The sequence below is a fragment of the Pseudomonas sp. 8O genome, from assembly GCF_902506495.1.
GTDB lineage: Bacteria > Pseudomonadota > Gammaproteobacteria > Pseudomonadales > Pseudomonadaceae > Aquipseudomonas > Aquipseudomonas chaetocerotis.
The window spans coordinates 126,726-147,702 of sequence record NZ_LR733267.1 but is presented as its reverse complement, the minus strand read 5'-3'; the positions used below and the strand labels follow the sequence as shown (position 1 = coordinate 147,702).

21 protein-coding genes are annotated in these 20,977 nt (G+C 61.5%); 15 read left to right on the top strand and 6 right to left on the bottom strand.

What is annotated here, in order from left to right; genetic code table 11:
• Positions 1-2 precede the first annotated feature (2 nt).
• The 8 genes from GV002_RS21875 to sthA all read left to right on the top strand — a co-directional run bounded on the left by GV002_RS21875 (position 3) and on the right by sthA (position 7,259).
• On the top strand, positions 3-1,214 hold the full coding sequence (locus GV002_RS21875) for an NADH:ubiquinone reductase (Na(+)-transporting) subunit B (protein ID WP_160020375.1): 1,212 nt from the start codon (positions 3-5) through the stop codon (positions 1,212-1,214).
• The gene (locus GV002_RS21870) at positions 1,207-1,995 is read left to right on the top strand and encodes a Na(+)-translocating NADH-quinone reductase subunit C (protein ID WP_160020374.1); all 789 of its coding nucleotides are present in this window, start codon (positions 1,207-1,209) and stop codon (positions 1,993-1,995) included. Before GV002_RS21875 ends, GV002_RS21870 begins: the two co-directional genes overlap by 8 nt.
• A complete protein-coding gene (locus GV002_RS21865; protein WP_178094790.1) occupies positions 1,992-2,666 on the top strand; it encodes an NADH:ubiquinone reductase (Na(+)-transporting) subunit D in 675 nt (224 codons plus the stop codon). Before GV002_RS21870 ends, GV002_RS21865 begins: the two co-directional genes overlap by 4 nt.
• Positions 2,666-3,274 carry an NADH:ubiquinone reductase (Na(+)-transporting) subunit E gene (nqrE, locus tag GV002_RS21860; RefSeq protein WP_160020372.1) on the top strand — a complete coding sequence of 203 codons (609 nt, stop codon included), beginning with the start codon at positions 2,666-2,668 and terminating at the stop codon, positions 3,272-3,274. The genes GV002_RS21865 and nqrE overlap by 1 nt, the downstream gene beginning before the upstream one ends.
• A gap of 15 nt (positions 3,275-3,289) precedes the next feature.
• Positions 3,290-4,513 (top strand): NADH:ubiquinone reductase (Na(+)-transporting) subunit F, encoded by a 1,224-nt coding sequence (nqrF, locus tag GV002_RS21855; protein ID WP_160020371.1) that lies wholly within the window; start codon positions 3,290-3,292, stop codon positions 4,511-4,513.
• A gap of 104 nt (positions 4,514-4,617) precedes the next feature.
• Positions 4,618-5,541 (top strand): FAD:protein FMN transferase, encoded by a 924-nt coding sequence (locus tag GV002_RS21850; RefSeq protein WP_160020774.1) that lies wholly within the window; start codon positions 4,618-4,620, stop codon positions 5,539-5,541.
• A complete protein-coding gene (gene nqrM / locus GV002_RS21845) occupies positions 5,538-5,768 on the top strand; it encodes a (Na+)-NQR maturation NqrM (RefSeq protein ID WP_160020370.1) in 231 nt (76 codons plus the stop codon). The genes GV002_RS21850 and nqrM overlap by 4 nt, the downstream gene beginning before the upstream one ends.
• 96 nt (positions 5,769-5,864) lie before the next feature.
• A complete protein-coding gene (sthA, locus tag GV002_RS21840; protein WP_072425943.1) occupies positions 5,865-7,259 on the top strand; it encodes a Si-specific NAD(P)(+) transhydrogenase in 1,395 nt (464 codons plus the stop codon).
• 428 nt (positions 7,260-7,687) lie between these two features.
• On the opposite strand, the gene GV002_RS21835 is transcribed toward sthA, so the two are convergent.
• From GV002_RS21835 to GV002_RS21815, 5 genes are all read right to left on the bottom strand, one after another.
• Entirely contained in the window at positions 7,688-8,416 is a 729-nt protein-coding gene (locus tag GV002_RS21835; protein ID WP_160020369.1) for an MgtC/SapB family protein, read from the bottom strand.
• Positions 8,417-8,474: 58 nt separating this feature from the next.
• Positions 8,475-9,860 (bottom strand): magnesium transporter, encoded by a 1,386-nt coding sequence (mgtE, locus tag GV002_RS21830; RefSeq protein ID WP_160020368.1) that lies wholly within the window; start codon positions 9,858-9,860, stop codon positions 8,475-8,477.
• Between the two features lie 698 nt (positions 9,861-10,558).
• Entirely contained in the window at positions 10,559-11,278 is a 720-nt protein-coding gene (locus GV002_RS21825) for a glycerophosphodiester phosphodiesterase (protein WP_160020367.1), read from the bottom strand.
• 2 nt (positions 11,279-11,280) lie between these two features.
• Positions 11,281-11,583 (bottom strand): phosphodiesterase, encoded by a 303-nt coding sequence (locus GV002_RS21820; protein WP_160020366.1) that lies wholly within the window; start codon positions 11,581-11,583, stop codon positions 11,281-11,283.
• Between the two features lie 19 nt (positions 11,584-11,602).
• Positions 11,603-12,169, bottom strand: a complete 567-nt coding sequence (locus GV002_RS21815) for a PilZ domain-containing protein (RefSeq protein WP_160020365.1) — start codon at positions 12,167-12,169, stop codon at positions 11,603-11,605.
• Between the two features lie 292 nt (positions 12,170-12,461).
• Here GV002_RS21815 and GV002_RS21810 point away from each other — a divergent pair, with 292 nt between their 5' ends.
• From GV002_RS21810 to GV002_RS21800, 3 genes are read left to right on the top strand one after another with little or no spacing between them, the layout of a single operon-like run.
• A complete protein-coding gene (locus tag GV002_RS21810; protein ID WP_160020364.1) occupies positions 12,462-13,709 on the top strand; it encodes a lipoprotein-releasing ABC transporter permease subunit in 1,248 nt (415 codons plus the stop codon).
• 19 nt (positions 13,710-13,728) lie between these two features.
• Positions 13,729-14,415, top strand: coding sequence for a lipoprotein-releasing ABC transporter ATP-binding protein LolD (gene lolD / locus GV002_RS21805; protein ID WP_372241850.1), 687 nt, complete (start codon positions 13,729-13,731; stop codon positions 14,413-14,415).
• Positions 14,415-15,659 (top strand): lipoprotein-releasing ABC transporter permease subunit, encoded by a 1,245-nt coding sequence (locus GV002_RS21800; RefSeq protein WP_160020362.1) that lies wholly within the window; start codon positions 14,415-14,417, stop codon positions 15,657-15,659. Before lolD ends, GV002_RS21800 begins: the two co-directional genes overlap by 1 nt.
• A gap of 36 nt (positions 15,660-15,695) precedes the next feature.
• Here the strand turns inward: GV002_RS21800 and GV002_RS21795 are convergent, their stop codons facing one another.
• The gene (locus GV002_RS21795) at positions 15,696-16,223 is read right to left on the bottom strand and encodes a DUF2062 domain-containing protein (RefSeq protein WP_160020361.1); all 528 of its coding nucleotides are present in this window, start codon (positions 16,221-16,223) and stop codon (positions 15,696-15,698) included.
• A gap of 126 nt (positions 16,224-16,349) precedes the next feature.
• On the opposite strand from GV002_RS21795, the gene GV002_RS21790 reads away from it, so the two are divergent.
• The 4 genes from GV002_RS21790 (at position 16,350) to lpxK (ending at position 20,972) form a co-directional block, all read left to right on the top strand.
• On the top strand, positions 16,350-18,575 hold the full coding sequence (locus GV002_RS21790) for a DNA internalization-related competence protein ComEC/Rec2 (RefSeq protein ID WP_256667168.1): 2,226 nt from the start codon (positions 16,350-16,352) through the stop codon (positions 18,573-18,575).
• 337 nt (positions 18,576-18,912) lie between these two features.
• On the top strand, positions 18,913-19,545 hold the full coding sequence (locus GV002_RS21785) for a MotA/TolQ/ExbB proton channel family protein (protein WP_013714801.1): 633 nt from the start codon (positions 18,913-18,915) through the stop codon (positions 19,543-19,545).
• Positions 19,542-19,970, top strand: coding sequence for an ExbD/TolR family protein (locus GV002_RS21780; RefSeq protein WP_160020360.1), 429 nt, complete (start codon positions 19,542-19,544; stop codon positions 19,968-19,970). The genes GV002_RS21785 and GV002_RS21780 overlap by 4 nt, the downstream gene beginning before the upstream one ends.
• Positions 19,971-20,972 carry a tetraacyldisaccharide 4'-kinase gene (gene lpxK, locus GV002_RS21775; protein WP_160020359.1) on the top strand — a complete coding sequence of 334 codons (1,002 nt, stop codon included), beginning with the start codon at positions 19,971-19,973 and terminating at the stop codon, positions 20,970-20,972.
• The last annotated feature ends 5 nt before the right edge of the window (positions 20,973-20,977 follow it).

Here is a 20,977-nt window from a genome sequence, read left to right as displayed (position 1 = left end):
TCATGGGTATTCGTGCATTGCTCGATAAAATCGAGCACAACTTCGAGAAGGGCGGCAAGTACGAGAAGTGGTATGCCTTGTACGAGGCGATCGACACCTTCTTCTATCGTCCTGGCAGCGTGACCAAGACCACGGCTCACGTGCGTGACGGCATCGACCTCAAGCGCATGATGATCACCGTATGGCTGTGCACCTTCCCGGCCATGTTCTTCGGCATGTGGAATACCGGCTACCAGGCCAACCTGATCTTCGCCCAGAGCCCCGAGCTGCTGGCGAGCCAGGAAGGCTGGCGCTTCGCGCTGATCGGCTCGTTGGCCGGTTTCGATGCGAACAGCCTGTGGGATAACTTCATCCAGGGCGCGGCTTATTTCCTGCCGGTATACGCGGTGACTTTCATCGTCGGCGGCTTCTGGGAAGTGCTGTTCGCTTCGATCCGCAAGCATGAAGTCAACGAAGGTTTCTTCGTCACTTCCGTGCTGTTCGCCCTGATTCTGCCGCCGAGCATTCCGCTTTGGCAGGTGGCCCTGGGCATCAGCTTCGGCGTGGTGATCGGCAAGGAAGTGTTCGGTGGTACTGGCAAGAACTTCCTCAACCCGGCACTGACCGGCCGTGCCTTCCTGTTCTTCGCCTATCCGGCGCAGATGTCGGGTGATGCGGTGTGGACTGCCGTCGACGGTTTCGCTGGTGCTACTTCGCTGAGCCTGGCAGCCTCCGGCGGCATCGAGAACGTGATCAATAACGGCATCACCTGGATGGATGCTTTCGTCGGCACCATCCACGGTTCGCTCGGCGAAACCAGCACCCTGGCGATTGCCATCGGCGGCCTGGTCCTGCTGATCACCAAGATCGCCGCTTGGCGCATCGTCGCAGGGGTGATGCTGGGCATGATCGGTCTGAGCATGCTGCTCAACCTGATCGGCTCCACCACCAACCCGATGTTCGCCATGCCGTGGTACTGGCATCTGGTTGTCGGCGGCTTCGCCTTTGGCATGTTCTTCATGGCCACCGACCCGGTGTCGGCCTCGATGACCAATACCGGCAAGTGGATCTTCGGCGCCCTGATCGGCGTGATGGTCGTTCTGATCCGTGTGGTCAATCCGGCCTTCCCCGAGGGCATGATGCTGGCGATCCTGTTCGCCAACCTGTTTGCACCGCTGATCGACCACTTCGTCGTTCAAGCCAATATCAAGCGGAGGCTGGCACGCAATGTCTAGTCAAAAAGAATCCACCGTCCGCACGCTGACGGTGGCGGTGCTGGTGTGTCTGGTGTGCTCGGTGTTCGTCGCCGGCGCCGCCATCGCACTGAAGCCGACTCAGGTTGAAAACCGCCTGCTGGACAAGCAGCGCAGCATCCTGGCCATTGCTGGCCTGGGCGAAGCGGGTATGTCCGGCGCCAAGGTCAAGGAGCTGTTTGACAGCACCATCACCGCCAAGCTGGTGGATCTTGAGAGCGGCACGTTCTCCGATGCTTTCGACCCGATCACCTTCGATCCGCTCAAGGCTGCCAAGGACCCGAAAACCTCCGAGGCTCTGAAAGGCAGCGAGGATATTGCCGGGATCAAGCGCCAGGAGCGTTACACCACCGTTTACATGGTGGAGAAGGATGGCGAAGTCGAAACCCTGATCCTGCCGGTTCGCGGCTATGGTCTGTGGTCGACCCTGCACGGTTTCATCGCCGTCAAGGGCGACCTCAATACCGTGGTCGGCATGGGCTTCTACCAGCACGGCGAGACCCCGGGTCTTGGCGGCGAGGTGGACAACCCGAAATGGAAGGGCCAGTGGCCGGGCAAGACCCTGTTCGACGACAACGACAAGTTGGCCGTACAGGTGGTCAAGGGCGGTGTCGATCCGCAAAGCCCGAACGCTACCCACCAGGTCGATGGCCTGGCGGGCGCCACCCTGACTAGCGTCGGTGTGGACAACCTGCTGAAGTTCTGGCTCGGCCAGAACGGCTTCGGTCCGTTTATCGCTAACCTGCGTGCAGGGGAGGCTTGATCATGTCGCAGCCGACTATTAAAGAAGTCCTGCTCAACCCGATCTTCAACAACAACCCAATCGGCCTGCAGATTCTGGGCATCTGCTCGGCGTTGGCGGTGACCTCGAACCTGCAGACCGCGCTGGTGATGTCCGCCGCGCTGACGCTGGTGACCGGTTTCTCCAACCTGTTCATCTCAATGATCCGCAGTCAGATTCCGGGCTCGATCCGCATGATCGTGCAGATGGTGATCATCGCATCCTTGGTAATCGTGGTGGACCAGGTGCTCAAGGCGTATGCCTTCAGCCTGTCCAAACAGCTGTCGGTGTTCGTTGGTCTGATCATCACCAACTGCATCGTGATGGGTCGTGCCGAGGCCTTCGCCATGCAGAACCCGCCTGTGCTGTCGTTCTTCGATGGTATCGGTAATGGTCTGGGCTACAGCGCCATGCTGATTGCCCTGGGCGTTATTCGTGAGCTGTTTGGCGCCGGCAAGCTGATGGGCTACGAGATTCTGTCGGTGGTCAACGACGGTGGTTGGTACCAGCCCAACGGTATGCTGCTGCTGCCGCCTTCGGCGTTCTTCCTGATCGGTCTGTTCATCTGGGCCATTCGTAGCTGGAAGAAGGATCAAATCGAGGCCAACGCTTACAAGATGGCGCCTCAGGTATCCAGCAAGGAGGCCTATTAATGGAACATTACATCAGCCTGTTCGTCCGTGCGGTGTTCGTCGAGAACATGGCGCTGGCGTTCTTCCTCGGCATGTGTACCTTCATTGCCATCTCCAAGAAGGTGGAAACCGCCATCGGCCTGGGTATCGCCGTGGTCGTGGTGCTGGGTATCACCATGCCGGTGAACAACCTGATCTATACCAACATCCTCAAGGATGGTGCCTTGGCCTGGGCCGGCATGCCTGAGGTGGACCTGTCCTTCCTCGGTCTGCTGACCTTCATCGGCGTGATCGCGGCCATCGTGCAAATCCTGGAAATGACCCTGGATAAGTACGTGCCCTCGCTGTACAACGCCCTCGGCGTGTTCCTGCCGCTGATTACCGTGAACTGCGCCATCATGGGTGGCTCGCTGTTCATGGTCGAGCGTGACTACAACCTGGCCGAGAGCACCGTCTACGGTGTCGGTGCGGGCGTGTCCTGGGCACTGGCCATCGCCGCGCTGGCCGGTATCCGCGAGAAGCTCAAGTACAGCGATGTACCGGCTGGCCTGCAGGGTCTGGGCATCACCTTCATCACCATCGGTCTGATGTCGCTGGGCTTCATGTCCTTCTCCGGCGTGCAGCTGTAAGGAAAGGATGAACAGATGAATTACGAAATTTTCCTCGCCATCGGCATGTTCACCGCCATCGTTCTCGCGCTGGTGCTGATCATCCTCGCCGCGCGCGCCAAGCTGGTGTCCAGCGGTGACGTGAGCATCGAGATCAACGGCGAAAAAACCATCGTGGTACCGGCTGGCGGCAAGCTGTTGCAGACTCTGGCCGACAACAACATCTTCCTGTCCTCCGCCTGCGGCGGCGGCGGCACCTGCGCGCAGTGCAAGTGTGTCGTCGAATCCGGCGGCGGCGAGATGCTGTCCACCGAGGAGTCGCACTTCACAAGGCGCGAGGCCCGTGAGGGTTGGCGTCTTTCCTGCCAGACCCCGGTCAAGCAGGACATGAAGATCGAAGTCCCGGAAGAGGTCTTCGGCGTCAAGAAGTGGGAATGCACTGTCGAGTCCAACCCCAACGTCGCTACCTTCATCAAGGAGCTGACGCTGAAGCTGCCGGAAGGCGAAAACGTCGACTTCCGCGCCGGTGGTTATGTGCAGCTGGAGTGCCCGCCGCACACCGTGTACTACAAGGACTTCGACATCCAGGAGGAGTATCGCGGCGACTGGGACAAGTTCAACCAGTGGAAGTACGTGTCCAAGGTCGAGGAGACCGTGATCCGTGCCTATTCCATGGCCAACTACCCGGAAGAGCGCGGTCTGGTGAAGTTCAACATCCGTATCGCCTCGCCGCCCCCTGGCAAGGACGATCTGCCACCGGGCAAGATGTCTTCCTACGTGTTCAGCCTCAAGCCGGGCGACAAGATCACCGTGTACGGGCCGTTCGGTGAGTTCTTCGCCAAGGACACCGACGCCGAAATGGTCTTCATCGGTGGTGGTGCAGGTATGGCGCCGATGCGCTCGCACATCTTCGACCAGCTCAAGCGCCTGAAGTCCACGCGCAAGATCAGCTTCTGGTACGGTGCGCGCTCCATGCGTGAATCGTTCTACAACGAAGAGTACGATCAGCTGGCCGCCGAGAACCCGAACTTCCAGTGGCACCTGGCGCTGTCCGACCCGCAGCCGGAAGACAACTGGACTGGTCTCAAGGGCTTCATCCACAACGTGCTGTACGAGAACTACCTGAAGGACCATCCGGCTCCGGAAGATTGCGAGTTCTACATGTGCGGCCCACCCATGATGAACGCCGCCGTGATCAAGATGCTGACCGACCTGGGTGTCGAGCCGGAGAACATCCTCCTCGACGACTTCGGCGGCTAAGCATGAGGTCTGCTGTACTCCAGCCCGTTATCGCTGTCGCCCTGGCGGCAGCCCTAACGGGCTGCTTGCATTCTGAACGGATCGAAGAGTTCGGTGGCCCGACCATGGGCAGCACCTATTCGATCAAATACGTCCGCAGTGAAGGTGTCGCGCCGCAAGCCGAACTCAAGGCCGCGACCGAGGCGATCCTCGCCGAGATCGATCTGCAGATGTCCACCTATCGCGATGATTCGCTGATCGAGCAGTTCAACCGGGCGCCAGCGGGTACCTGCCAGACCATGCCCAAAGGCGTGCTGGACCTGGTTCGCGCCGGTGATCGCCTGCACCAGGAGAGTCAGGGCTATTTCGACCTGACGCTGGAGCCCCTGCTCGACCTCTGGGGCTTCGGGCCCAAAGGGCAGGGCGTGGCGGTGCCGGATGCCGAGCGCCTGGCCGAAGTGCGTCAGCGGGTCGGTCAACAGCACCTGAGAATCGAAGGCGAGCAGCTGTGCAAGGACGTTGACGTGGAGGTCGACTTCAACAGCATCGCTGCTGGTTACGCTGTCGATCTGGTCGTGGCGCGTCTGGGCGAGTTGGGTGTCACCAGTTATCTGGTCGAGGCCACCGGCGAGCTCAAGGCTGCAGGCTTCAAGCCCGATGGCAACCACTGGCGTATCGGCCTGGAAGCCCCACGCGACGATCAGCGGGTCGCTCAGCGTATTCTGCAACTCGATGGCTACGGTATCTCCACCTCGGGTGACTACCGCAACTACTTCGAAGAGAACGGCCAGCGCTACTCGCACACGCTCGATCCGCTGAGCGGCAAGCCGGTCAACCACAAGCTGGCGGCGGTGACGGTGGCAGATCCGTCGACCTTGCGCGCCGATGGCTTGTCTACCCTATTGATGGTGCTCGGGCCGGAAGCCGGGATGGCCTTCGCCGAGCGTAACGGTATCGCGGCGTTTTTCGTGACGCGTGAGGGCGAGGGATTCGTCACACAGGGCACGACCGCATTCGAGCAGCTATTCGCTGCAGGAGATGAGCAATGACTTTTCTGGTTGTATTTCTGGCCATGATTCTGGTCGTCGGCATGATGGCCGTTGGTGTGATCATGGGGCGCAAACCCATCGCCGGTTCCTGCGGTGGCATCGCCAACCTGGGTATCGAGAAGGAGTGCTCGATCTGCGGTGGTAGCCGCGAGAAGTGCGAAGAGGTCAATCGCGAGCAGAGTGAAGCGCCGAACACCGACCTGGCTTACGACGCGAGCAAGCGCTGAGCTGGCGGTATGGTTTGACAGCCGGTAGTCGCAATCCGCTGCCGGCCCCGCCGAGGGTGCGCCACAAGCGCTCCGGCCTGATCTGAAGGAGTAAACATGGCGGTCTACAACTACGATGTGGTGGTGCTGGGCTCCGGCCCTGCGGGCGAAGGCGCGGCGATGAATGCGGCCAAGGCCGGGCGCAAGGTGGCCGTGGTCGACAATCGTCCGCTGGTCGGTGGCAACTGTACTCACCTGGGGACCATTCCCTCCAAGGCGCTGCGCCACTCGGTGCGGCAGATCATGCAGTTCAATACCAACCCGATGTTCCGCCAGATTGGCGAGCCGCGCTGGTTCTCCTTTCCCGACGTGCTGAAAAGCGCCGAGAAGGTGATCGCCAAGCAGGTCACCTCCCGGACGGGCTACTACGCCCGTAACCGTATCGATACCTATTTCGGCACTGCCAGCTTTGCCGACGAGCAGACGGTGGAAGTGGTCTGCATCAACGGCGTGGTGGAAAAGCTGGTGGCCAAGCAGATCGTCATCGCGACCGGCTCGCGTCCTTATCGCCCGGCCGATGTCGATTTCCGTCACCCGCGTATCTACGACAGCGACACCATCCTCAGCCTCGGTCATACGCCGCGTCGCCTGATCATCTACGGCGCCGGGGTCATTGGCTGCGAGTACGCCTCGATCTTCAGTGGTCTGGGCGTGCTGGTCGATCTGATCGACAACCGCGATCAACTGCTCAGCTTCCTCGACTCGGAAATCTCCGATGCCCTGAGCTATCACCTGCGCAACAACAACGTGCTGATTCGTCACAATGAAGAGTACGAGCGCATCGAGGGTGTGGAAAACGGCGTGGTCCTGCACCTGAAGTCAGGCAAGAAGATCAAGGCCGACGCACTGCTGTGGTGTAACGGCCGCACCGGCAATACGGATCAACTGGGGCTGGAGAACATCGGCATCGCGGTCAACAGCCGTGGTCAGATCCAGGTCGACGAGCATTACCGCACTGAGGTCAGCAACATCTACGCTGCCGGTGATGTGATTGGCTGGCCGAGCCTGGCCAGCGCTGCTGCCGACCAGGGGCGTTCTGCTGCCGGCAGCATCGTCGACAACGGCAGCTGGCGTTTCGTCGATGACGTACCGACCGGCATTTACACCATTCCGGAGATCAGCTCGATCGGCAAGACCGAGCGGGAACTGACTCAGGCCAAGGTGCCTTACGAAGTGGGCAAGGCCTTCTTCAAGGGCATGGCGCGGGCGCAGATCTCGGTCGAGCCGGTGGGCATGCTGAAGATCCTCTTCCACCGTGAAACACTGGAAGTGCTGGGCGTGCACTGCTTCGGCTATCAGGCCTCGGAGATCGTCCACATCGGCCAGGCGATCATGAATCAGAAGGGTGAAGCCAACAGCATCAAGTACTTTATCAACACCACCTTCAACTACCCGACCATGGCCGAAGCCTATCGGGTTGCTGCGTTCGACGGTCTCAACCGGCTTTTTTGAGCGGCTCCGGCCGGCGGCCTGAGCCGGTCGGGGAGACAGGCTGGGTAGTGGCTTCCGAGTGGCGCTGGCCGAATCGGGAGAGCTTCTAGCGTCTCAGGCGGCAGAATGTTGAAAGCGGCCATGTGGCTAATGCGAGTCTGACAAGCCTCGACCTTGGTACATGCGGGCGTTGCAAGCAGAATCCGATACCTGTTTTCAGGTGTCGGATTTTTTATGCGCGTTTCCTTCCTGCGTGCGCCCTGAGCCTTCTATCGTGCTGCTCAGGAGAGTCTGGGGGGCGACGCTGGCAAGTGAGTTTTCAGGCTTGTCGAGCGCACCACCGTCCGCAGAATCTACATGCTTCGAAGTCGTCAATTGTCGTAATGCCAGGGCGCTTTCGTGACACTGCGCATCTCACTGGCAGCACAGATATGAGCTTGCGGGGGATCTCAACCGGTTGTGCTTGGACTCCAGAATGCCTGTCTTACACCCGGTAATGACGTCAACTTGCGCATCAGAGCATCGAGCTCATCGCCATCGATCGACGTTACGGTGAGAGTGGCTTCGATCTCTACGGCGTCCTCACCGAAGGCGTTGACTTCCAGATCGCGTACAGGGAAGCGACCACTCTCAAGGGAAGCCTCCAGCGCCTTCATGATTACCTGCTGACGTTCCTTGTCGGCGATCACACAGACCGTATTGGTTACTTCTACCGACTCCACATCGAGGGGTTGGCGATTGATCGCATTGACTATTGGGCGTAGCAAGGTGTTGGCCGACAGCACAAACAGGGTCCCCAGCACGGCTTCTACCAGCATACCGGTACCCGCAGCGACACCCACTGCGGCGGAGCCCCACAGTGTCGCAGCTGTGTTGATTCCCCGAATATTGCCTTCCTCGCGCATAATCACGCCGGCTCCTAGGAAACCTACGCCCGAGACCACATAGGCCACCACGTGCAAAGGGCTTGGGCTGCCGCCGTAGATGGCGTGAAAACGCATGGCAATATCGACGAACAGTGCGGCACCGACTGCGACCAGTACGTTGGTTCGCAAGCCGGCCGTGCGCTGACGATATTGACGCTCCAGGCCAATCACAGCACCCAGCAGGAACGCAGTCAGCAGACTCGCCAGGGTATTGAGTGACGCGGTCAGATCCATATGTTGAGCGATATACATGGTACCCCCTTAAATAATGAGGCCCAGCCGAGCCGGGCCCCATGGCACGATTGCGCAGTCAGCCAGCTGCCTGGGTCAGCAGGTCGCCCAGGAAGGCGTAGGCAAAGCCGAAGTAGATGAACACACCCAGCAGGTCCATGATCGAGGTGATGAGCGGCGAGGACAGCGTGGCTGGATCGGTGCCGATGCGTCGAGCGAGGAACGGCAGCAGCGCACCGATGACGCCGCCGAGCACAGTGCATATCAGCATGCTAAAGCCGACTACCATCAGCACATCGAAGCCGACGCCCTTGGCGAAGAACGCCAGGATGACTTCGAGCAACGCGATCACGCCCCCCAGTGCTGCCGCTACGGGTAACTCACGCTTGATGATCAGCCATACATCACGCCATGTGAGTCTGAGTTCTCCGAGGGCCATCGCCCGAATGACCAGGGTGGCCGACTGGCTACCTGTATTACCGCCCATGTCCACGATCGGTGCGATGAACGCAGCCAGTACGATGGCCTGAGTCAGAATTTCCTCCTGCGCTGCCACGAAGGTGCTGGTCAGGATGCCGAAGAACGTCAGGATCACCAGCCAGAACACGCGTACGGTGAACATCTGCTTGAACGGGGAAGCGATCACATCCAGATCAGGGCCGCCCAATACGGCAGTACCGCCAAAACGGGCGAGCTGAGTAGCGTCCTGCTCCTTCTCGATATCCATGGCGTCATCGACCGTGACGATACCGATCATGCGCTCACCACCGTTGATCACCGGTAGTGCCAGCAGATCGTAATGGCGAATCAGTTCTGCAGCCTGCTCACGAGGCCATTGAGCGCGTGCAAAAACTGGACTGCTGCGCATGATTTCGCCGATGGTGGCGTTCGCATCCGCCAGTACCAGATCACGTAGTGATACGGTGCCACTGAGTCGCTGCTCCTGGTCCAGTACATAGATGACATAGATGGTCTCCTTGTCGGGGGCGGTCGCGCGAATATGGTCCAGTGCACTGGCCACTGTCATTTCGGGTGAAACGCGGACGTAATCCGAAGTCGTCACTGATCCGACGGTTCCATCCGGATAGGCAGCCAGCTTGATGATGTCATCGCGCTCGACCTTGGCTAGCGCAGGCAGAAGTTTCTGCTTGGCCCCCTCGCTCAGGCGGTTATAGAGATCGGCTCGGTCATCGGACGGCATGTGCTCAAATAGCTCTACCACGGCATCGCGCGGCATCGCCCGGAGCAGGGTGTCCTGGCGCTTCTCCGGGATGTGAGCGAAGAGTTCTGCGCGGGCGAGTGGGGCCAGGATCAGCAGTAGAGAAACTGTTTCCGCCGTGTTGAGGACATCGAGCGCCTCTACCAGGTCGGAAGAATGAGTGTGTGTTGCAAGGTTGGCAAAGCTCGCAGCATCGAGCGAGTGGGCTAGGGTGCGAACAGAAAACAGCAGGTCTTCGCGATTCATGGGCATGCTCCTTTCGGGCCTTTCAGGCGGCCGCGGGCATGACTGATCTGTCAGACCATGGGCACGCCCCGACAGCCAAAGGCCGATAACGGGGTGAAGTAATTGATGTGCAAACGGCAAGATCGACCAGGGTCAGGGTCCATGACGGCCTCCAGTAGGTTGATGAAGTGACAAGGGGCTCAAACACCCAGGGCACGTTACTGTTCAATGCCAGAATTCCAGGCAACAGCGATCCGTCGCAGGAAAAAACTGGTGCTGAAAAATCGAAACGCAAAGCTCTTCCCAGCCGGTGCAGGCAAGTCCACAGGCGCTGAAAAGCCGCCAATGTTTATGGCAACAGACCGGATTTACATAGGAAGTAGTAAGGCGCGACCGAAGTAAGGTCGTTTGATACCACTACCCGCCAGTTCGGCAAGGCAGTGGCGAGAAGAAGATCCCGCGATTACCTTGCCTGTGGTTCGTCGATGCTGGATCGACTACTGGAACCTTCCACAGCAAGAACTCCAAGATTTAGACGGGCGCAATCGTAGTTCCCCATCCAGCGCTTGGCAATCTACTGATTGAATGCTGTTCAGGTTGCATTAAGTGGCACTTGCATTTCCTGAAGACAAGGCAGGCACGGGACCTATGGTCTTTGAGGTAATGCCCGTGCAGGGGGCCTTGCAGGACAAGAGGCTTTGCTCTCCTGTCCTGCGCGACTAGCCACGTAGCGTCTGCACCGCCAGGCCGGGAAAGTCGGTGATGATGCTGTCGGCGCCGAAGTCAGCCAGGCGGCGCATCAGCGCCGGCTCGTTGACCGTCCATACCGACACGTGCAGCCCTTGCTTCTGCGCCTTGAGCAGGCGCTCCGGGGTGCACAGGGTCCAGTTCAATGCCAGCAGGTGACAGTCGTAGTGCGCCGCCACTTTCAGTGGGTCGAGCCAGGCGTACTCGGCAACCAGACCCAACTGCAGTTGCGGGGTCAGTTCGCGCGCGGCCTTGAGTACCTCCCGCGAGCTGGAGGTGATGGTGATCTGCTCGCGCAGGCCGAAGCGCTCGACGAGTTCGGCAATGGCCAGCACGGTACGCGCGGCGCGTACTTTCGAGGCGCTTTTCACCTCCAGTTGCCAGTGCTCGAACGTGCATTGCTCGAACAATTCCTCCAGACGCGGAATGGGGCATGGACGCACCCAGCCAGGGCCACCCTTGCGCGCGTCGTACTTCGCCAGCTCGGCAGCGTCGTGTTCAACCACCTTGCCGCGCAGGCCGGTGGTGCGCTTGAGCGTCGGGTCGTGGATCACCATCAGTTCGCCGTCGCGCGACAGATGCAGATCCAGCTCGCAGCGGTCGACGCCGTGTTCCAGGCAGCGCTGGAAACTGGCCAGGGTATTTTCCGGGGCTTCGCCTTTGGCGCCGCGATGGCCGTAGATGTGAGTCACTGTTACTCCTTGACGGTGTCGAGGTGGCGCGGTTGGTGATGGCGCACGCTGTTGATCACGTGATCGTATTCGAAATAGACGCTGAATTCGCGGTAGTCCCAGCGCGTGATCGGCGGCTGGCCGATGGGCTTGTGCTCTTCATCGGCCAGGCCGAAACGCTCCAGCACCGAACGCTTGGACTGGCCTTTGTGCGGCAGGTTGCTGGCGTCGAGATCGGCGCCCTGGTTACCCAGGGGAATGGTCAGGGTATCGGCGAACAGAGCAGTAGGGACGAGCAGGGTGAAAAGCAGAGCGAGACGATACATGGCGGTTCCTTGGCGGCTGTCATTCGCGGGCTTGGCGACGCTCCAGAGCCTGCTTCTGCAGGATATGCCGGGCCAGCAACTGGCGCTGTGCGTCGGTCAACGCTTCGAACTCGGTGCCGATCTCGAATTGGCCATCCGCGCGTTGACTGCAGTGCACCACCTGGCCACGCAGCAGGAGGCCGAGGGCCTGGGGCATCAGCACCATCTTGATCGCCAGATGGCTGCCCGGCGCCACGGCCTGGGGGTTATTGAAGCTGATACCGCCTTCGGACAGCGATACCTGGCGTGGCGCGCCGATGTCGCGCAGCAGGCTCTGCGCCACGGCCTGGCCGAGCAGGTCGATGCGCTTGTTGATCACCTTCAGGTAGTTGGCCAGTGTACGGTCGCGTTCAGTGATATGGCGCAGCAGATGCTGGGATTCGAAGTCCATCAGGTGCAGATCGCTGAGCAGGTTGAACAGCGGCGATGGATCGTGAAGCGCGTCGCTGGCATGGGCCTCGGCCCCCGACAGCAGGCTGAATTCCAGTGCGATCGTATCGTCGATACGATAGTATTCGCGGCGATCATCTACATCGTTAGTCGACATGGCGAACCCATGAAAGCGGTGGTGGTCGAAGACCCTGTTGAAAGTCTCGCGAACTGGATGCGTGCCAGGCAAGCGTCGCTGAACAAGCCTCGGTTACGAATGGTAAACGAGCATTGCTCGCTTCGCTCGCCCCTTCGGGGCCACACTGGAGCGCGTTGGCCATAAGCGGCTTTCCAAGTGTCTTTAACGCAGCATGCCCGATACGCAGCAGACTTTGAGTTGCTTCTGAGTGTAAGGCTGCTGACCTGGCCCTGCCACAAGGACGTTTTTCTTTCCCCCGAATCTCTCCGACATGTTCAGACCTCTGTTCGTATTCATCGGTACGCGCTACACGCGGGCCAAGCGCCGCAACCACTTCGTCTCCTTCATTTCCCTGACGTCCATGCTCGGCCTCACCCTCGGGGTGATGGTAATGATCCTGGTGCTGTCGGTGATGAATGGTTTCGACCATGAAATGCGCACTCGCGTGCTGGGGATGATTCCTCATGCCACGGTGGAATCGCCGACCCCGGTCAGCGACTGGCCGGCATTGGCGCGTCAGGTCGAGCGCCACCCGCGTGTCGAGGCACTGGCACCCTTCACCCAGATGCAGGGCTTGCTGACGCACGACGGCAAGGTGCAGAAGGTGCTGATCAATGCCATCGACCCTGAGCAGGAACGCAAGGTGTCGATCATCGACGGCTTCTTCCAGCAGGGCAGTCTCGACAGCCTGAAACCCGGCGATTTCGCCATGGTCATCGGCGACAAGGCAGCGGCCAAGCTGGGCCTGAAACTGGGAGACAAGGTCACCTTCGTCGCGCCCGAGGTCACCGTGACCCCCGCCGGCATGTTCCCACGCCTGAAGCGCTTTACCGTCACCGGCATCTTCCACGTCGGCGCTGGCGAGATCGACGGTGCACTGGCGCTGGCCAACATCAGCGACCTGGCGCGCCTGCAGCGCTGGAAACCGGATCAGGTACAGGGCCTGCGACTGAAGTTCGATGATCTGTTCCAGGCGCCGCGCAGCGCCTGGGAGATCGCTCAGACCCTCGACGGTGATTTCTACGCCCGCGACTGGACCCGCACCCACGGCAACCTGTACCAGGCCATTCGCATGGAGAAGACCATGATCGGCCTGCTCCTGCTGCTGATCGTCGCGGTGGCCGCGTTCAACATCATTTCCACGCTGGTGATGGTGGTGACCGACAAGAAGGGCGACATCGCCATCCTGCGTACCCTCGGCGCCACGCCGCGGCAGATCATGGCCATCTTCATGGTGCAAGGTACGGTGATCGGGGTGGTCGGCACCTTCATCGGCGCCGTGCTGGGGATTCTCGCAGCACTGAACGTCAGCAGCCTGATCGCCGGCATCGAGCGTCTGCTGGGCATCAAGTTTCTCAATGCCGATGTCTACTTCATCGATTACCTGCCTTCGCAACTGCAGAGCGCCGACGTGGTGATGGTCTGTACCGCGGCGTTGCTGCTGAGCTTCTTCGCCACCCTGTATCCAGCCTGGCGCGCTGCGCGTACCCAGCCGGCCGAGGCCCTGCGCTATGAGTGAGTCCATGAACCAGAACTCCATGAAACAGCACAATGCCGTGCTCAGCTGTCGCAACCTGAGCAAGCGTTACGACGAGGGCCCCGAGTCGGTGGTGGTGCTCGATGGTCTGGAGCTTGAGCTGCTGCCCGGCGAGCGCGTGGCCATCGTCGGCAGCTCCGGTTCCGGGAAGAGCACCCTGCTGAACATGCTCGGTGGCCTGGATACGCCCAGCGACGGCAGTGTCTGGCTTGCTGGCGAGCAGCTGTCGGCGCTGAGCGAGACAGCTCGTGGCCTGCTGCGCAACCGTGCGCTGGGCTTCGTCTACCAGTTTCACCACCTGCTGGCCGAGTTCACCGCACTGGAGAACGTCTGCATGCCGCTGTTGATCGGCAAGACGTCGATCAGCGAGGCGCGCGAGCGTGCCACCAGGCTGCTCGAGCGCGTAGGTCTTGTCCATCGCCTCAATCACAAACCGTCTGAACTCTCCGGTGGTGAGCGCCAGCGTGTGGCGATTGCCCGTGCCCTGGTCAACCGCCCGGGGCTGGTGCTGCTCGATGAGCCCACCGGCAACCTCGATCAGCACACTGCCGAAGGCATTCAGGAGCTGATGCGCGAGCTCAGCCGTGACTCCAACACCGCGTTCCTGGTGGTGACCCACGACATGCAGCTGGCACGGCAGATGGATCGCGTGCTCAGCCTGCAGGACGGCAAACTGGTGACCCTCTGATGTTTCGTCCGCTGAGTATCTTCATCGGCGCTCGCTACACACGGGCCAAGCGCCGCAACCATTTCATCTCCTTCATTTCGCTGACTTCGATGATCGGCCTGGCGCTGGGCGTGCTGGCGATGATCGTGGTGTTGTCGGTGATGAACGGCTTCCAGAAGGAAATGAGCTCGCGCATTCTCGGCATGGTGCCGCACGCCATGCTCTACGGCGCCGAGCCGGTCGCCGACTGGCGTGCCCTGGCGGACAAGGCCATTGCCAATCCACAGGTGCAGGCCGCAGCGCCTTATGCCGAGCTGGAGGGCATGCTCTCGCATCGCGGACTGATGCAGCCGATCCAGATCCACGGCATCGACCCGGCGCAGGAGGGTAAGGTGTCGATCCTGCCCGAGCACATCCGTCAGGGCAGCCTGAACAATCTGCAGCCGGGCGAATTCGGCGTGGTGATCGGTGATATCACCGCGCGCCGCTTCGGCCTGCAGGTGGGCGACAAACTGACCTTGATCATCCCCGAGCTGAGCAGCGCGCCCGGTGGCGTTACCCCGCGCATGCAGCGTCTGAACGTTGCTGCGGTGTTCAAGGTTGGCGCTGAACTGGACAGTTCGCTGGCACTGATCAACGTCGCCGATGCCGCTGCCATGCAGCGCCTGCCGGAAGGCACGGTGCCGGGCATTCGCCTGGCGCTGAAAGACCTCTACCAGGCTCCGCAGGTGTCCAAGGCATTGGTCGACGAGCTGGGGACGGGTTATCGCGCCGATGACTGGACTCATACCCAGGGCAGCCTGTTCAGCGCGATGAAAATGGAGAAGACCATGATCGGTCTGCTGCTTTTGCTGATCGTCGCCGTCGCGGCGTTCAACATCATTGCCACCCTGATCATGGTGGTTGCCGACAAGGGCGGCGATATCGCCATCCTGCGTACCCTGGGTGCCACGCCGCGACAGATCATGGCCGTCTTCATGGTGCAGGGCTCGGTCATCGGCCTGGTCGGCACACTGATCGGCACGGTGCTGGGTGTGCTGGCTGCACTCAATGTCAGCGCGCTGGTGGCCTGGCTGGAGTCGTTCGCCGGGCAGCAGGTGATGAGCTCCGATGTGTACTTCATCAGCAGCCTGCCGTCGGACCTGCAGTGGCTGGATGTGGCGCTGATCTGTTCGGCGGCATTGATCCTGAGTTTCCTCGCCACGCTCTACCCCTCATGGCGGGCGGCGCAGGTGCAGCCGGCCGAAGCGCTGCGTTACGAGTAAGAACGAAAAGCCGTCGACTTCGACGGCTTTTTCTTTTCAGTGGCGTTCCAGTCGGCGTTTTTCCTGACGCTTGCGCCAACTGCGCTGGACCCACCAACGCCAGTAGAGCATGGTCAGTACATAGCCTATCGCTGCAAGAATGATCCCAGCGACGAAGGAGCCCAGATACAGTGGTTTCCACAGCACTGCCACCTCAGCCGTGATCCATTCCAGGCTCAGGGTTGTCGGCATGCGCACCGGAGGCGTCTGCATGATCCACGCGCCCAGCTTGTAGGTGCAGTAGAAAACCGGCGGCATGGTGATGGGGTTGGTCAGCCAAACCAGACCGATGGAAATCGGCAGGTTGGCGCGCATCGGGATGGCGACGGCGGCGGCGGCCAGCATCTGCAGGGGCATGGGGATCATCGCCCAGAACAGGCCGATGGCCATACCACGGGCTACCGAATGGCGGTTGAGATGCCAGAGATTGGGGTCATGAATGAGTTTGCCGAGAAAGCGCAGGGACTTGTTACCCTTGATGCTGTCGGGGTTGGGCATGTAGCGCTTGAATAAACGACGCGGCATGAAGAGTCTCTGGGCAGGCAAAAGCGCCGGTATTATGCACGGATTCAGCCTGGCCAGCGTTTCCATATTGTGACTGGAGGTGAGCGCTGGACGCGCGCGCCGTAGCTCGATGAGCAAGGAGAAGCCATGCGAACAGGGATGTTGGCGCTAGCCTTGGGGCTATTGGCGCTGCGCTTTCTGCCCAGCCTGCCGCCGGGCTGGCTGTTGCTGGTGGCGGTCTGCGTCGGTCTGGCGTTGTTGTTTTCACGCCTTTATCCGCTGGGGTTCTTTCTGTTGGGGCTGGCCTGGGCCTGCGGCTCGGCGCAATCGGCACTGGATGACCGCCTCGATCCGCAGCTCGATGGCCGTACCCTGTGGCTGGAAGGCCGAGTGGTCGGTTTGCCGGAGGTGTCCGGTGGTGTGGTGCGCTTCCAGTTCGAGGAAGCGCGCTCACGGCGTGCCGAGTTGCCGAAAAAAATGCGTCTGGCCTGGCATGGCGGGCCGCCGGTGCAGGGCGGCGAGCGCTGGCGGGTGGTGGTCAACCTGAAGCGCCCGCATGGGTTGGTCAATCCGCAGAGTTTCGATCACGAGGCCTGGCTGTTGGCCCAGCGCATTGGCGCGACGGGCACGATCAAGTCTGGCGAGCGGTTATCCCCTGCGACAGGTTTGGGTAGCTGGCGCGACAGCCTGCGTCAGCATCTGCTGGCTGTGCCGGCATTCCAGCGAGAGGGCGCCATTGCCGCTCTGGTCCTGGGTGATGGATCCGGTCTGAGCGCGGGCGACTGGCGCCTGTTGCAGCATACGGGCACGGTGCACCTGATGGTCATCTCCGGCCAGCATATCGCGCTGCTGGCCGGCTTTCTTTACGCACTGGTGGCGCTGTTGGCGAGAGTCGGTGCCTGGCCAAGGCGCTGGCCCTGGCTGCCCTGCGCCTGTGCGCTGGCCTTGAGCGGGGCCCTGGTCTATGGAATGTTGGCGGGGTTCCAGGTACCGGTGCGCAGGGCCTGCGTGATGGTTGCGCTGGTGCTGCTCTGGCGTATGCGCTTTCGTCACCTGGGCGCCTGGTGGCCATTGTTGCTGGCGCTGATCGTAGTGCTGCTGCTCGAGCCATTGGCGTCCTTGCAAGCGGGGTTCTGGCTGTCGTTCTCGGCGGTGGCGATTCTCGTGTTGGTATTCGGTGGCCGGCTTGGCGCCTGGGGTTGGTGGCGTGGGCTGACACGGGCGCAGTGGACCATGGCCATCGGTCTGTTGCCGATGATGCTGATCCTCGGTTTGCCAGTCAGCAGCAGCGGGCCACTGGCCAACCTGGTGGCCGTGCCCTGGGTGGGGCTGGTCGTCGTGCCCCTGGCCTTGCTGGGCACTCTGCTGCTGCCCGTTCCCGTGGTTGGGGAGGGGCTACTGTGGCTGGCCGGTGGGGCGCTGCATCTGTTATTCGAATTGCTCGGTGTCGTCGCGGGTTGGCTACCTGCCTGGCTGCCCAGCAACCTGCCGCTCTGGGCCTGGCTACTGGCAGCCGCAGGTGCCTTGTTGTTCCTACTGCCTGCCGGGGTGCCGCTGCGTCTACCCGGCCTTGCGCTGTTGTTGCCTGCTTTGTTGTTGCCCACTCAGCAACTGGACGATGGCCGTGCCGATGTCTGGGTGCTGGATGTGGGACAGGGGCTGGCGGTGCTGGTACGCACCCGAGACCACAGCCTGCTGTACGACGCCGGGCCACGCTTCGGCGATTTCGATACCGGTGAGCGCATTGTCCTGCCTTCCTTGCGTGCGATGAACCTCAGGCGTCTCGATCTGATGCTGCTCAGTCATGCCGACAATGATCATGTCGGTGGCGCCGCTGCGATCAAGGCCGGGATGCCGGTGGCGCGGGTCATCAGTGGCGAGCCGATGCGGGTGGCCAGGGCGCTTGGCGCTGAGGCTTGTCAGTCGGGGCAAAGCTGGCAATGGAATGACGTGACTTTCAGGCTGTGGCAGTGGCAGCGGGCCAGCTCCGGTAATCAGCGCTCCTGCGTGCTACAGGTGGAGGCCGGTGGCGAGCGCCTGCTGTTGACCGGTGACATCGACATCCTGGCCGAGCGCGCGCTGATGCAGGCCGACTTTCCCCTGGCCTCTCAGTGGCTGCTGGCGCCTCATCACGGCAGTCGCACATCATCCAGCCGAGCCTTCATCGATGCTGTCGCGCCGCAGCATGCGCTGATCACCCGCGGTCGCCACAATGCCTTTGGGCATCCTCACCCGCAGGTACTGGAGCGTTATCGGGCAGCCGGTGTCGAGGTCCATGACACTGCATTGGACGGCGCTCTGCATTTGCGTCTGGGTGAGCATGCTGCGCCGCATGGGTTGCGACGCGAACCACGTTTCTGGCGGGAAAAATGAGAACAGCGACGGTCGGCAGGAAGGGGCTGAGGGTGTTTCGTCACAAGTCGCGTTGCTGCGTCAAATGGCGCCAGGCTAGGCGCAGGACGCAGGTAATGGTTGTCCCCTTGCCAAGTCCTGCAACGACGTATGGCGCCATTTGCCGCGCAACCCGTAGGGACGGGCCTGTTTTGCTGCAGTGCGTCGTTACTCGTCGTTCGTTTGGAATGACCAAACCACACTCCTCGCGCCTAGCCCTGCAGCAAAACAGGTACCGTCGCGGCTGTGACGAAACGCCCACAGCCCCTTTAGACCCTATGCTAGAGTGGCGCCACTTTTTCGAGGGGGATTCTCTACCGTGTGGGAACTGGTCAAAGCTGGCGGCTGGATGATGCTGCCGATCATTCTCTGTTCCATCGCTGCTGCCGGCATCGTCGCCGAGCGCCTGTGGACCCTGCGGCCCGCCCGCGTCACTCCGGCCAACCTGCTGGCTCAGGTCTGGCGCTGGATCAAGGACAAGAAACTCAACAACCAGAAGCTCAAGGAGCTGCGCGAGGACTCGCCGCTGGGGCAGATTCTCGCCGCCGGCCTGGCCAACTCCAAGCATGGTCGCGAGATCATGAAGGAGTGCATCGAGGAGGCCGCCGCCCGCGTCATCCATGACCTGGAACGCTACCTCAATGCCCTCGGCACCATTGCCGGCATCGCGCCGCTGCTCGGTCTGCTCGGTACCGTGCTGGGCATGATCGAGATCTTCAGCTCCTTCATGGGCTCGGGCATGGCCAACGCGCCGATGCTCGCTGGTGGTATCTCCAAGGCGCTGATCACCACGGCGGCTGGCCTGATGGTGGCGATCCCGGCGCTGTTCTTCCATCGCTACCTGCAGCGTCGCGTCGACGAGCTGGTGGTCGGCATGGAGCAGGAAGCGATCAAGCTGGTGGAAATGGTGCAGGGAGATCGCGACGTCGATCTGGGTGAGGGCAAGGCGTGAAATTCCGGCGCAAACCGCGGGAGAACGTCGAGATCAACCTGGCCTCGTTGATCGACGTGGTATTCATCCTGCTGCTGTTCTTTGTGGTCACCACCACCTTCACCCGCGAGACCCAGCTCAAGGTCGACCTGCCCGAGGCGGCCAGTGGCACGCCGCCCGAGCAGACCGAGCTCAAGCAGGTCGAGGTGCTGATTGGCGCCGACGGCGCGTTTTCGGTCAATGGCAAGGCACTGCTGGAGAGCAACCTGAGCAATCTCATGGCGGCTCTGCAGAAGGAATCCGATGGCGACAACAGCCTGCCGCTGATCATCAGTGCCGACGGCAAGACGCCGCACCAGTCGGTGATCACTGCGATGGATGCGGCCGGCAAGCTGGGCTTCTCGCACCTGCGCATCACCACGGTGGAAGCACAGGAAGCCCCCTGAGTGAGCGCTGCCGATCGCTTGCTCCAAGCCTGGTATCGCGGCCACCCGGCGCTGACGCTGCTGCGTCCGCTGGAGTGGCTGTATCGCCGCGTGGTGCAGGGCAAGCGCGCGCGTTTCCTGGCTGGCGAGGGCGATATCTACCGTGCCCCGGTGCCCGTGCTGGTGGTGGGCAACATCACGGTTGGTGGCACCGGCAAGACGCCGCTCATTCTCTTTCTGATCGAGCACTGTCGCGCCCGTGGCCTCAAGGTCGGCGTGGTCAGCCGTGGCTACGGCGCCACGCCACCCAGTCTGCCGTGGCGGGTACGCGCCGAGCAGTCGGCGGCGCAGGCGGGTGACGAACCGCTGCTGATCGTCCAGCGTACGGGTGTGCCCTTGATGATCGACCCGGATCGCAGTGGCGCCGTGCGTGCGCTGTTGGCCGAGGAGCCACTGGATCTGATCCTCTGCGATGATGGCCTGCAGCATTACCGCCTGGCGCGTGATCTGGAACTGGTTTTGATCGACGCCGCGCGTGGCCTGGGCAATCGCCGCTGCCTGCCAGCCGGGCCACTGCGCGAGCCGGCCGAGCGTCTGGATGAGGTGGATGCTGTGCTGTTCAACGGTGCTGAGGCGGATCGCGCCGATGGCTACGCCTTTCGCTTGCAGCCCTCCGCCCTGGTCAATCTGGTCAGCGGTGAGCGCCTCGGCCTCGAGCACTTCCCACCCGGCCAGGCCGTGCATGCGGTAGCCGGTATCGGCAACCCGCAACGTTTCTTCAATACCCTCGAAGCGCTAAACTGGCGCCCGGTTCCGCATCCCTTCGCCGACCATGCCCAGTACGACGCCGCGCAGCTCAGCTTCGAGCCGCCGCTGCCACTGCTGATGACCGAGAAGGATGCGGTGAAATGCCGGGCCTTCGCTGCCGCCGACTGGTGGTACCTGGCCGTCGACGCCGTGCCCACACCGGCTTTCGTCGACTGGCTGGATAAAGAGTTGGCCCGCCTCATACCGGGGTCTTGATGACC

What these genes read in the sequence shown, in the direction of transcription:
- nqrF (WP_160020371.1), top strand. Translation starts at nt 3,290, where the DNA reads ATGAATTACGAAATTTTCCTCGCCATCGGCATGTTCACCGCCATCGTT.
- GV002_RS21870 (WP_160020374.1), top strand. Translation starts at nt 1,207, where the DNA reads ATGTCTAGTCAAAAAGAATCCACCGTCCGCACGCTGACGGTGGCGGTG.
- nqrM (WP_160020370.1), top strand. Translation starts at nt 5,538, where the DNA reads ATGACTTTTCTGGTTGTATTTCTGGCCATGATTCTGGTCGTCGGCATG.
- GV002_RS21800 (WP_160020362.1), top strand. Translation starts at nt 14,415, where the DNA reads ATGTTTCGTCCGCTGAGTATCTTCATCGGCGCTCGCTACACACGGGCC.
- GV002_RS21820 (WP_160020366.1), bottom strand. Translation starts at nt 11,583, where the DNA reads ATGTATCGTCTCGCTCTGCTTTTCACCCTGCTCGTCCCTACTGCTCTG.
- GV002_RS21875 (WP_160020375.1), top strand. Translation starts at nt 3, where the DNA reads ATGGGTATTCGTGCATTGCTCGATAAAATCGAGCACAACTTCGAGAAG.
- mgtE (WP_160020368.1), bottom strand. Translation starts at nt 9,860, where the DNA reads ATGAATCGCGAAGACCTGCTGTTTTCTGTTCGCACCCTAGCCCACTCG.
- GV002_RS21835 (WP_160020369.1), bottom strand. Translation starts at nt 8,416, where the DNA reads ATGTATATCGCTCAACATATGGATCTGACCGCGTCACTCAATACCCTG.
- GV002_RS21850 (WP_160020774.1), top strand. Translation starts at nt 4,618, where the DNA reads ATGGGCAGCACCTATTCGATCAAATACGTCCGCAGTGAAGGTGTCGCG.
- GV002_RS21810 (WP_160020364.1), top strand. Translation starts at nt 12,462, where the DNA reads ATGTTCAGACCTCTGTTCGTATTCATCGGTACGCGCTACACGCGGGCC.
- GV002_RS21795 (WP_160020361.1), bottom strand. Translation starts at nt 16,223, where the DNA reads ATGCCGCGTCGTTTATTCAAGCGCTACATGCCCAACCCCGACAGCATC.
- nqrE (WP_160020372.1), top strand. Translation starts at nt 2,666, where the DNA reads ATGGAACATTACATCAGCCTGTTCGTCCGTGCGGTGTTCGTCGAGAAC.
- GV002_RS21815 (WP_160020365.1), bottom strand. Translation starts at nt 12,169, where the DNA reads ATGTCGACTAACGATGTAGATGATCGCCGCGAATACTATCGTATCGAC.
- lolD (WP_372241850.1), top strand. Translation starts at nt 13,729, where the DNA reads ATGAAACAGCACAATGCCGTGCTCAGCTGTCGCAACCTGAGCAAGCGT.
- GV002_RS21790 (WP_256667168.1), top strand. Translation starts at nt 16,350, where the DNA reads ATGCGAACAGGGATGTTGGCGCTAGCCTTGGGGCTATTGGCGCTGCGC.
- sthA (WP_072425943.1), top strand. Translation starts at nt 5,865, where the DNA reads ATGGCGGTCTACAACTACGATGTGGTGGTGCTGGGCTCCGGCCCTGCG.